Genomic DNA, 12,947 nt, shown 5'->3' on the forward strand with positions numbered 1-12,947 from the left:
AACTGTATATGTCGGTATAAATACGGACATTTCCCATAGAGTATCTTTTAAAAAAGCGTAAGTATACTGACAATGAATAGAATATAATAAAGGAAATTTGCCCTTTATTAAATTCTCAATAATGTCATCAAAATTAAACGTTCTTATTTATACTATTTTTTGTACTCTTTTACCAATAGTGAGTTTTGCACAAATAAATCCTGCACCAATCACTGGTACTACAACTGATTTCCTTTTATTTACTGGAGCTGGAGCCATCACAAACGCAGGAACAACCTCTACTTATTTTGGGAGTATCGGTACTAATGCAGGAACTTTAGTAGGATTTGAAAGTTTAATTACACAACCCACAAATTTATATAGTGTTACAAAAGAAACTGCTCAGTGCGCAGTAGACCTAAATATACTTTACACAGATCTAGCTTCAAGAACAGGTACTAACAGAGTTGGTGTTTATGGTTCTGAAACTTTAGCTCCCGGGGTCTATACGACCGTTGGAGCAATTAGTGTTGCTACCGATTTGACGTTAGACGGTAATGGTGATCAAAATGCACGTTTTATCATCAAGACGGGAGGAGCATTCACCATGGCAGCAACTGCAAAAATTATTTTAACGAATGGTACGCAGGCCAAAAATGTATATTGGGTTATAGCTGGTGCTGCTAGTGTAGCTGCAAATTGCGAAGCCCGAGGAATATTTATTTGTCTAGGAGGTGCCATAAGTATGGGAGCAAATGCTACTATGCAAGGTAGCGCAATGACCATGGCTGGAGCAATAACTACTGTAGATGGAATGCATTTATCCATAGCATCACCTCCTGCATCCAATACTATGGTTTTATTGGGAAACCAAGAGATAACTTCAGGTACAACACCTGCAGATTTAGTGTTAGCTGGAAATATCAGTCCTGTCATAAAATGGCAAAGCGCATCAAATAGTACTTTTACTAATCCTATAGATATACTCCATTATTCAGAAATTCTTTCATTTTCTTGTACTGAAAATATTAATTCTACAACCTTTTACAGAGCTGTTATAGCTGTTGATGGGATTGATACTTATTCTAACAGCATCAAGATAACCGTTAATTCTATACCTAATTTAGCAGCTGCAGGTCCGTTTGTTCTTTATTCAGGAGCTGGTGCAATTACTAATACTGGATCTTCTTCTTACCTAAGCAGTATAGGAACTCAAGTAGGAGCCCTTACTGGGTTTCCAAATCCTACAGACCCTTTACTCCATACTTCTGATCCTTTGACACTTAAAGCTAAAGAAGACTTACAAGAGTTGTTTACTACTATTAATGCTTACCCTACCACTAATTCTTCACATCCAGTCGCATTTGGATCTAGCGAAATTTTACTTCCAGGTGTTTATTCAATTGGTGGAGCTGCAACTTTAAGAGGTAAGTTAACGCTCGACGGACAAAATAATATACAATCACTTTTTATTATTAAAATTAACGGCGCATTTGCTTTGGCTGCCGCTACTGAAATTATATTAATAAATGGAGCTGCAACTGATAGTGTGTTTTGGCTTATCGATGGGGCATTATCACTAGGAGTAAATTCTATAGCAAATGGAACTTTTATTTGTAAAGCTGGAGCTATTGCTATTGCTAATAATTGTTTAATTCATGGAAGAATGTTTACTTTGGCTGGTGCAATAACCTTGGCAAATAGCAAACTTACTTATGCACCAAGCAATACCTACACAGACTCCACCATCATCACTTCTGGAAATCAATCACTTACACCCAACACCATACCATCAACTCTAACTATTACAGGAAATATATATCCAGTAGTAAGATGGGAAAAATCTTCAAATATTCTATTTACAAACCCCACTGTAATACCTAATCCTTTAACAACATTGACGGGGTTAGAGATAGGAGCTATTACAGAAATAAACTATTGCCGAGCAGTAATGGAAGATGGAACTATTACAATTTATTCACCCTTGATTACCTTGTCTGTTTCTGCAATTACTATTCCGGGAATTCTAGAATCTAATCAATTACTGTGTGCAAATTCTCAACCTCATGATTTAGTATTAACTGGTAATACTGGTTCAATAACTAAATGGCAAAGCGCCCTGAGTCCAGATTTCTCAACGCCGATAGACATTGTGTCCAGCAATGCAACATTAACAGGGATAGAAATTGGCGCAATAAAAACTACAACTTATTTTAGAGCAGTAGTTCAAAACTGTACCTCTTCGATTGCGTACTCAAATATAGTTACACTTGCTGTTACCTCTCTACCTTCTGGAGGAATAATCTCATCAAATCAAGATTTTTGCTCGCCCTCTCAACCAAGTACTTTAAATTTATCAGGCAATACAACAACGGTAGTAAAATGGCAAAGTTCCTTAACATCAGATTTTTTACTTACAACCGACATCATTAATACAACATCAACTTTAACTGGAAGTTCAATTGGAATTATATCTTCAACAACCTATTTTAGGGCAGTAACAAATGACTGTAACTTGTCTTTCATTTATTCTTCTCCAGCCGTAATTACAATTGCAGCTGTCACAATCTGGAATGGAAGCAGTTGGAGTAATGGACTACCTTCTTTTTCAAATTCAGCTATTTTTAATGGAAATTTCACAGCAAGTGCTGACATACAGTCCTGCAGTATAACTGTAAATAGTGATGTTGCAGTAATTGTTGATTCAGGCCATAATATTACTTTAAACGGAGGTCTTACAATTGATCCTTCAGGTAGTTTTACACTAAATAATGACGCTAATCTATTGCAACCAGAAGGAGCCATAAATAATGGAATCATCACAGTAAAAAGAAATAGTGCACCACTCTATCGCTTAGACTCTACTTTATGGTCATCACCTGTTTCAGATCAAAATTTAAAAGATTTTTCAAATGGAACTTTGACAAATAGATTTTATTTTTATGACAGTACAGCATCTGTGAATGGAGCTTATGCACCAGTATTCAATAACAGTTTTTTTCCTGAGCAAACAGTAGCTAGCTATAGTTTTGAAACTGGCAAAGGATACCTTATTAGATCTCCCAATACTTTTGCAACATACATTCCCGCAATTTTTCCCGCAACTAAATCGGCAGTACCTGGTATTTCTTATCAAGCTCAATTTACAGGAACACCTAATAATGGAACTATAAATAGTTCACTAAGTACTGCTTTAAATGGATACAATTTAGTAGGTAATCCTTACCCATCATCCATTTCAGTAGAAACTTTTCTTAAAAGTAATAGCGCAGCTATAGATGGAACTATTTGGTTATGGCGAAAAATAAATGATTTAGGAACAGGAGTAGGTTATGCGACACTTACAAATGCTGGTCTTACAAGTGTTCAGCCAGACGTTAATGAAGGAATTTCAACTGGAACTGTTGCAATAGGACAAGGTTTTTTTGTCAAAGTTAAAAGAGGTCTACTTGCAGCAAACTTACAATTTAATAATTCGATGCGGTCTAGAGACGTTACACATACCTTCTTCAAAAATATAAATGCAGCTGTTTCAGAAAAGCATAGAATATGGCTGAATTTAGCAAATACAAAAGAAGTAATAAGTCAAAATCTAATAGGATACATTACTGGAGCTACAAATGGGGTCGATTATAGCTTTGAAGGTAAAGTTTTTGAAGGAATTCCAACTAGCTTATCGTCTATTGTAGACAATACTGAATACAATATTCAGGCAAGAAGTTTACCTTTTGATCCAAATGATGTGGTTCCCTTAAATTTCAGAACAAATGTAGCTGGAATGTATACGATTAGCATTGATCATGTTGATGGTCTTTTTGAAACCAATCAAGCAGTCATACTAAGAGACAATCTTACTGGTAATTTACAAAATTTAAAATTAGCTGCTTATTCATTCGACTCACAAGTTGGAAATTTTAATACTCGTTTTGAAATTATTTATCAAAAACAATTAGTACTAGATGAGCCAAGTTTTGATGCCAATAATGTTATCGTATACAAACAAAATAACACGATGAATATTAATTCCGGAAGTGAAATAATGGATAAAATTGAAATTTATGATATAATTGGACGCTTGCTTTATAGTAAAGATAACATTACTAGTTCCTCTATAAAATTACAAATAGACATAGTTGAAAAACAAATACTTATCATGAAAATTACGACTATTAACCATAAAATTATAAATAAAAAATTACAATACTAAATGTTTAAAAAGAAAAATATAAACAAAATCAAAAAAGATGTTTTTTATTTTGTTTTACTGGTATTATGCTCAACATCTACATTTGCACAAGAAGATCCATCGGGCTGGGACCCTAGTAGTGCAAGATACTACAATCCGGAAGGGGCTCCTAGTGATGATGATCCAGTAGGACTACCTATTGATGATCATATTTGGGTTTTACTAATGCTAGCCTTGAGCTTAGGTGTTTATAAAGTAAAATTAGAAGAAAAATAATACAAAACTTGTATTAAATATTTAATGCATTCAATATCAATACCAATAAAAGTTTTAAATACTTTTAACATATTAGAATGGCAGTAAAAAAATCAGTCATAATTAAATTTATAAATTTAATTATGACTGATTTTTTATTTAATCTGATTATTTTGTCAAGAAATTACACCCTGATACTACTGCTCTAAATAGGGAAATATAATGTAATTTCCGTCCCCATATTTACAGTTGAAATAATTGTAAAAACACCACCCAGCTTCTTTAATATCGCTCTAGTTAAAAAAATCCCCAATCCCAATCCCTGTTGTTCTCTTTTTTCACGATTAAATTGCTGTCCAGCATCTATTTTTTTTAATTCTTCCTGAGAAAAACCAATTCCGGAATCCTTAATAACTACCCTATAATATTTATCGTCAAAAGGCTTACCTATAACTGAAACAGACTTACTATCAGAGAATTTTAAAGCATTTTCCACAATCTCATAAAGAATAAAATATAAATACTCTTCACTAACTTTTATAGTAGCCTTTTTTATTCTGAAAAAAATTCTTTCGTCCGCATCATTATATGCTATTTGAATTGTATTTAAAACATTTTCAAACGTATCGCCGATATTACTTTTATCCTTTTCTGAATATCTTACTTCATTATTAATAACATTTTGATAAAGGAATAAGTTGAACATAGTTCTATTTAAATGGTAACCACATATTTTAATAATATCATGAAATTCTTTAATATTATCCTTTTCTAAATCATCTCCTCCATCTATTAACAAATTTATACTTCCTAAGATACCATTAAGAGAAGTATTGACTTCATGCAATAAATATTTTTTTTCTCCCACAAATAAATTACCAACTGTATTTTTTATTTTCTTGAATCTATTAATTTTTACCTCTACAATTTTTACTAATTCATTAATAATAAAAGGTTTAATCAAGAAATCATCTGCTCCCAGAAGCAAGCACTTTCGCATTAAATTATCCTCCTTTTTTGCAGTTAAAAATATAAAAGGAACAGCAGATAAAGGTTTGACTTCTTTCAATATTTCATAAAACATAAATCCATCCATTACAGGCATCATGATATCACAAATTATTAAATCTGGTACCCAATTATCTAATAAATCCAATGCTTCTTGTGCACTCGACAAAGAGACAACTTCATAATTCTCATTAGCAAGAATTTCATGTATTGTTTCTCGAAGGGTTATCTCGTCATCAATTAGTAGTATTTTACTTTTATACATTTAATTTTTAGTGTTTTTTTGTTTCATAAATCTGCAATACAAATTAATCATACGATTCTAATTTAAATTCTAAGAAACTCCAAAATAATAAAAAATATTTTTTTTTATATATAAGAACGATTCCTTACCTTTTAAGAATTATCGTACGTAAATTACAACTGCTTATCAATCCATATTTATACAACATATATACTCACAATCAATTAAAACTATCATTATTTAAATAGAAAATCACTTGATATACAGAACATACTTATAATGCTGGCTGACTATTATTATTTTTGACTTTAAAATAATGAATCGAATAGCTATTACAATTTGTACTTTTTAAGTATAAATTAAAGTCTCACAAAAGTATTTGTTACCGTCTCTAATCAATGAGCTTTTGTGTAAAAATTAAAAAAAAATACTTATAATTTAAAATACGAATCATTAATTTTACTAAATGAAAGTTAAAAAAAAAATAGTTTTAATTGAAGATGATTTAGCCTTGGGAATTTCTATTGTAGAGATATTGGCTTTCAATAATTATGATGTAGAGTGGTTCAAAGATGGTGCTGAAACAATAACTTATTTTAAAAAAAATATATGTGATCTCATCATAAGTGATTTTATGATGCCTACTATGAATGGCGAAGAATTATTTTTAAAGATTCACAAAGAAATAAAAAAAAACTCTATACCATTTATCATCATTACTGCTAATATTGATGAAGGTATTAAGTATAGACAGCTAGAAAATGGTGTTAATGACTATTTAACAAAACCTTTTAAGACAAAAGAGTTACTTTATAAAATCAAAAATATATTAGATTTCAAGCAAAACATTGTTAAAAAATTCACACCAGATCCATTTTCAAAAGTTACCATAAAATTGTCTCAAAAAGATTTTATTTTATCCCTAAATGAAATATTATTAAAAACAATGAAGTCAAAAATTGATACTACTGAATTATCAAAAAGACTTTTTATGAGTAAATCAACATTAGACAAAAAAATAAGAAAACATACGAATAAAAATACCAGCCAATATATAAGAGAATTCAAACTTGAATATGCAATTAAACTAATCAATCTGGGAGAAAAGAATATTCAGTTTTTAGTTGACGAAACAGGTTTTAATTCATTCTCATACTTTTCTACAAGTTTCAAATCATACACTAGAATATCTGCTCGAGAATACATCAAAGCATTAAAAGTATAATGTGAGTTGTGATTTTGTTACTAAAATAAAAACTAAATTATTAATTAAATATTTATCTGTCATCACAATTTGTAGACCCGATTCTATTTGCCTAAAAATAAATATACAATGAAAGTACTAAAATATATTGGCTTTAATAATTTGCTTTAGCTGTTCAAAGTTAAAAGGTTTACCAATATAACCTTTAACATTAAGTTTGCTACTAATTAACTCGTAATCCAGATTGACCATGGCTGTCATTACTATGACAGGAATATGTGAATGCTGTGAACAGTTATGCTGCTCTAGAAAACCATATCCATCAAGTTTTGGCATCATTAAATCACACAAAATTAATTCTGGAAGTTCTTTACGGACTTTTTCTAATCCGTCTTCTCCATCAATTGCCTCAACAACTTCAAACCCCAATAGAATAAGAAATTCTGAAACTAATATTCTTATTTCAGCCTCGTCTTCAATAAACAAAATTTTAGCCATTTTATAAACTTATAAGAAATTAAATAAAAAAACATGAAATTAATACAATAACTTGGTTTAATTTTCTTTTTTTTTTAAAATTTACAGTAACATTTAATAAGCTTATTAACAAGAATAATGCCAGTACGCTTTACAAACTCAATTACACATAGCTACCTCTTAAGTAAATTATAATATAAATATGCTAATACTTCATTAATTATTCGAAATATAAGTTGTTTTCAACTTTGGAAACTGCAATGTTATTTTGGTACCTTCTCCTAATTTACTTTCCAATTTTATCAATCCTAAATTTCTCTCCGTAAAGACTTTAACGATATAAAGACCTAGGCCTGTACCTTCTACACCGTAAGTATTACTTGCTCTGAAAAAAGCGTTAAACAATTTATCTTGATCTTTTTCGGGAATTCCAATACCGAAGTCAATAATTTCAACAATAACAAAATCTTTATTTGAAAGGAGATTAAAAATAACATCTTCGCAACCCATGGAATATTTAAATGCATTATTTATTAAATTAATTAACGTGTACTCCATTAGCTTTACATCAATAAATACAGGAAAATTATTTCCTTGAAATGATGTAATTAAATTTCTTCCTTTTTTTTGATCAATATCATATAATTCAAATACATCACAGCAGATTTTCTTTAAATCAGCAGAAACGGGGACAAAACCTGTCTTTCCTAAATTATCTTTGGAAATAATTAGTACTGTATTCATCAGCTCCACAAGACGGTCGATCTCGCCTAAAATAGTTTTTATCCTCTTATGTACAAGTATCTGATTTTCTATCTTCTGATTTGCAAGATACATTTCGATTAACTCAGCACTTGCTCGTATAGTCGTCATAGGAGTCCTGAATTCATGGGAAATTGTAGAAACTAAGTTTGACTTTAAATCGTTCAATTCTCTTTCTTTTTGCATAGTAATTTCCACTTTTTTTTCTGCAGTTTTTCTAGCTGTAATATCCCTAGTTGCAGAATGAAAACTTGTATCCCCAGAATCTTCTAACACCAAATTGGCTTTGGTCTCACACCAAACATACTCCCCTTTTTTATTTCTAAATCGAACTTCAACTGCTGTATCTTGTTTACCTGCTGTAAAATTCACTATGCTTTTTTGCAGTTTTTCTACATCTTGTGGATGAACGAAATAATCAGGAGACAATCCTACTAAATCTTCAGGAACGTACCCCAGTATACGATATATTGATGGTGAAACATATTTAAACCTACCATCTAAACTGTGTGTACAGACCAAATCAACCATGTTAGAAGCCAAAATACGATACATGGTTTTAGCTTCGTCCAATTGTATTATCTTTATTCTATTATTTTCTTCTACTAATAACCTATTTGTTTTTTCTAATTCTTGTTTTTTAGTAATATCTACAAACTGACTTATAAAGTGGATTAAATCACCTAAACTATTTTTTACTATCGCAACAGATAAATGTATCCAAATAATACTTCCATTTTTATGGATATATTTTTTTTCTCTATTCAAAATAGATATCTCCCCTGTCATTAACAATTCTAAATTAACCTGATCTTTTTCAATATCATCAGGATGTGTTAAATCTAAAAAATTTCTCACTTTAAATTCATCGCCTGTATATCCAAATATTTCTTCCATTTGGTTGTTTACGATCAACCAATTGCCTTTTAGGTCAATAATAGCCATTCCGACTGGTGAATTAATAAATGCTCCTTTGAATCGCTCTTCACTTTGTATTAACTCGTCTTTCAGTATTTTTTCATTAGTGATGTCTTGCTGAACACCAATCATACGAAAAGCTTCGCCATTATTATTTCTTAAGATTACTGCTTTATCTTTCACATAAGCATATGTATTATCAGATTTTAGATAACGGTATTCACATGACCATGTAGTATCTCCTTCTTTAATAGCCTTTTCAAAACTATAAATGACAGCAGATCTATCTTCAGGATGAAGAAAATCTAAACTTTCAGGAATCATTAAAGAATTATTTTCAAATTTATGTCCAAATAAAGTAGTACCCCTTCCTCCAAAAAACACAGAACTTGTTACAATGTTCCAATCCCACACAGCATCTGAGGTAGCTTTACTAGCATACTCAAATCTTTCGATACTGATTTTCAAAGCATCTTCTGCCGCCTTTAAAGACGTTATATCACTAAAAGAACATATTACATAAATTAATTCTTTGTTATCATCGAATACAGGAATTGCATTGACTAGCAACCAAACTAAAGTACTGTTCACAGGACGATAGACACCCATGACTATATTATTGCATGGTTTTAATTGTTTAATAGCTTTTGGGACGGGGTGATCCTCAGCTTTAAAGATAGTCCCATCCAAATGTATTACACTCCAGTCTTTGTCAAAGGAAGTCTTACCTACTAATTGGTCCTGTGTAAGACCCAACATTTCACAAGCAGCATCATTATTTTCTACTATTTCTGATTGTGGGCCTTGAACCAAAATTCCAACTCCTACATTCTTAATAACACTACTGGTAAGTTGTTTACTTTTAAGTAACTCCAATTGAGCATTTTTACTTTCCGTAATATCAACTCCAAAACCTATTAACATATCAAGTGTCCCATCTTTGTGAAATAGGGGGGATATTTTTCGACTATGATAGGTTTTTTGTCCAAGCTTGTCACAGAGTACTTCTTCCCATACTATTGTTTGTTTTTTTAGTATTGCTTCTTCATATTTACTTGTTCGATTTATTGCAAATGTAGCTTCTCGATTCGTTTTTTTAGCATAATCGAAGTCGTTTTTTCCAACAATAAATTTTCGGAGTCTTTTATTTACAATAGCATTAGGGTTCAAGTATATATATCTAAAATCACCATCAAATACCGCTACACCAGAGGGGATTCCCTTTATGATTTTTTCATAAAATTCTTTTTGCAGAACTAGTTTATTTTGACTTTCTACATAATCCGTTATATCTCTCGAAGCGCCAATAAAAAAGGTGCCTTTATTATTTTCTAGTAATTCTATCTTACATGAAAACCAAATATAATGACCATCCTTGTGCCTGATTCTGTATGCGTGCTCATTTACCACATTTTTCTTTTGCCCCACCTTATTTAAAAACTCCGAACTTGAATCAAGGTCATCTGGATGGATAAATTTACTGTAACTACTTCCTACAAGATCATCATTCGAATAACCAAGTGAACTGCTCCAGTTTTTCGAAACATAAATGACATTTCCTTCTAAATCAAATTGGTAAAAAACCTCTAACGAATTTTTGATAAGCAAATCAAAATTATTTTCCTTTTGATATACCGTTTCCTGCAGCATTTGATTATCAAGATTCAACTGAAGCAAGGATTCGATTTGAGAGATAGTCTGTTGAAGTGTTTTTAATTCAATTGAAGAAAGTTCTTTAACTTCTCTATTGAAAATGCAGACTGTTCCTGGTACTAAACTACCTGGAATATTTATAGGAAATCCTGCAAAAAATTTAAAGGTATTATTGACATCAATAGATTGGAATTTTGGATCTTTTTCTAGATCTGAAATTATTAAAAATTCATTGCCATTAACAAGCTCCTGAAAACAAATAATATCATTTAGATTAATCAAATAATCTAAACCAATTTTAGATTTTATGGAGTTCCCTTGAACATCTGCCAATGAAATAAATGCGTCTTTAACAGCACATATTTCTGTTACAAAGAGTAACATCCTAGCAAAATCATTATCTAATTTTAATAAATTTAAATCAATAACATTTGCTATATTATTTTTATTTGAAAAGGCATTATTCATTTAATTTTATTTTTTAGTAAATAGGATATTGCTACAAGGTAACTTTTGTTCACCTAATAAACCTCTAATTCATAAGTTAAAAAAAAATATAGGTTAACTATTTTAACTTATAGGTTAAATCAATATAAAAACGATGTTCATTATATATTTTTGTTAAACAATTTGGGGGATTTCTTGTTATACAGCTAAGTTAAATTTATTTTAATGATAAATTTTATGTCTTTTTTGTAGGTTATCAAAGACTATTAGCTGTATATACAAGATGCTTAAAAAATATTATGTGAATAACATTAATTTAATGTATAATAAACTTATAGAAATCGAAAAAAATAATAAGGAATTTTCATTAACAGAGAAAACGCTAGTAATTACAGCGAAAATTAGTACTACAACAATTGCTTTGAATAAGATTACTAATGTTAGGATTACAAAATGTAGATCGTTATTAATCAATTATCTTTTAGGCTTCCTTATATTACTATTCTATTACTTTTTGGAATCATTCATAGAAAACTATTCCACTTTACTTTTACTACTGAAAACAATATTTCTAATTGCGTTTGTGGGTTCTTTTAATATAAAAAACTATTCATATTCAGTATTAATTAACACCATTAATTTGAACTATGTAAAAGTTAAAATAAATACAAAAAAACAAAAACTTAAGTCTTATTTTATCCCGAAAACAGATTACTAAATATTTATAACCTTTCGTAAATTTATGAAGGAATGAAGAAAGTACAAAATAATTTGATTAGGGTATAACTGTGAAAACTATGATAAATTCAATCCGGCCGCTTCGTTATTAAATTTCTCACTTTAATTTGCATCACTAACGGAGAAATTTAATATGAAAAGGAATGTAATCTTTTTATATTGTAGCTGTTTTGACCCCTGTAAAACAAGAGTATTATTCTAAATTTCGATTATTAATTATGCGGTTAATTTTTCCATTAAAATTAGATCTTTATCCTGATTCCATTTTTCCATTGGTGTAATACGTCCTAATAGCCCATGCAGCCTATTATTGTTATAGAAAATCACATACCTTTTTAATATCTGTTCAATTTCTCCAAAAGTTCTATAATCAACCCTTTGGAACACTTCTTTCTTTAGGATTCCATGATAAGCTTCAATATGTGCATTTTCTTCAGGTGTGGCTACATGTGTAAATTCCTGCTGAACACCTATTATACCTAGGTATTCACGAACACTTTTAGCAATAAATTGACTTCCATTATCACTTCTAATAACAACGTTTTCAGGGTATTGGTATTCTAAAAATAAATCAGAAAGAAAAGTTATTACTTTGTTCTGTTTTATTGAAAAAGAAAAATAATCTTTTAAAATTCTACGAGTATGAACGTCTATGATTGATAGTAAATAGGCATTTTTACCTACACTAGGAATCCAAACCATCTTAATATCCATTTCTATACACTGAAACGGCCTAACAGTAATAACCTTTCTATATTTTACAAACTTACGCCCAGAACCACTCCTGTTTATCCTATTTTCGAGTTTTAACAAGCCTTCTTCTTTCATAATTCGGTAAAGCTTTTTGTGATTAATCTTATATCCATCTCGATGTAAGTAAGAAGTCATTAAGCGGTATCCGCAGTCTATAAACTCATGGCTTAAAATCTCTTTAACCGATGCTATAACAGTTTCTTGACTCACCATTCCCTTGGACTTATTATAAGTAAAGACACTAGGCTTATTACCTTTTTTGCCAAGACTTGGCCTTCGGTAATAGCTGCTTTGATTCATACCTAACATACAAATGACTTTGC

7 protein-coding genes are annotated in these 12,947 nt (G+C 30.5%); 3 read left to right on the forward strand and 4 right to left on the reverse strand.

Features of this window, described 5'->3' with window-relative positions; translation table 11 throughout:
- Nucleotides 1-121: 121 nt before the first annotated feature.
- The gene (locus tag FFWV33_RS16800) at nt 122-4,186 is read left to right on the forward strand and encodes an ice-binding family protein (RefSeq protein WP_108741968.1); all 4,065 of its coding nucleotides are present in this window, start codon (nt 122-124) and stop codon (nt 4,184-4,186) included.
- A complete protein-coding gene (locus FFWV33_RS16805; RefSeq protein WP_108741969.1) occupies nt 4,187-4,441 on the forward strand; it encodes a hypothetical protein in 255 nt (84 codons plus the stop codon).
- A 184-nt stretch (nt 4,442-4,625) separates the two neighbouring features.
- On the opposite strand, the gene FFWV33_RS16810 is transcribed toward FFWV33_RS16805, so the two are convergent.
- The gene (locus tag FFWV33_RS16810; RefSeq protein WP_108741970.1) at nt 4,626-5,693 is read right to left on the reverse strand and encodes an ATP-binding response regulator; all 1,068 of its coding nucleotides are present in this window, start codon (nt 5,691-5,693) and stop codon (nt 4,626-4,628) included.
- A 445-nt stretch (nt 5,694-6,138) separates the two neighbouring features.
- On the opposite strand from FFWV33_RS16810, the gene FFWV33_RS16815 reads away from it, so the two are divergent.
- Nucleotides 6,139-6,897: a response regulator transcription factor gene (locus tag FFWV33_RS16815; RefSeq protein ID WP_108741971.1), complete on the forward strand. Its 759-nt coding sequence runs from the start codon at nt 6,139-6,141 to the stop codon at nt 6,895-6,897.
- A gap of 117 nt (nt 6,898-7,014) precedes the next feature.
- On the opposite strand, the gene FFWV33_RS16820 is transcribed toward FFWV33_RS16815, so the two are convergent.
- The 3 genes from FFWV33_RS16820 to FFWV33_RS16835 all read right to left on the reverse strand — a co-directional run bounded on the left by FFWV33_RS16820 (nt 7,015) and on the right by FFWV33_RS16835 (nt 12,933).
- The gene (locus FFWV33_RS16820) at nt 7,015-7,374 is read right to left on the reverse strand and encodes a response regulator (RefSeq protein WP_108741972.1); all 360 of its coding nucleotides are present in this window, start codon (nt 7,372-7,374) and stop codon (nt 7,015-7,017) included.
- 195 nt (nt 7,375-7,569) lie between these two features.
- Complete coding sequence (locus FFWV33_RS16825) at nt 7,570-11,154, reverse strand: PAS domain S-box protein (protein ID WP_108741973.1); 3,585 nt, start codon at nt 11,152-11,154, stop codon at nt 7,570-7,572.
- Nucleotides 11,155-12,087: 933 nt separating this feature from the next.
- Nucleotides 12,088-12,933 (reverse strand): IS3 family transposase, encoded by an 846-nt coding sequence (locus FFWV33_RS16835; RefSeq protein ID WP_245891567.1) that lies wholly within the window; start codon nt 12,931-12,933, stop codon nt 12,088-12,090.
- Between the last annotated feature and the right edge of the window lie 14 nt (nt 12,934-12,947).

The sequence above is a fragment of the Flavobacterium faecale genome (genome assembly GCF_003076455.1).
Lineage (GTDB): Bacteria > Bacteroidota > Bacteroidia > Flavobacteriales > Flavobacteriaceae > Flavobacterium > Flavobacterium faecale.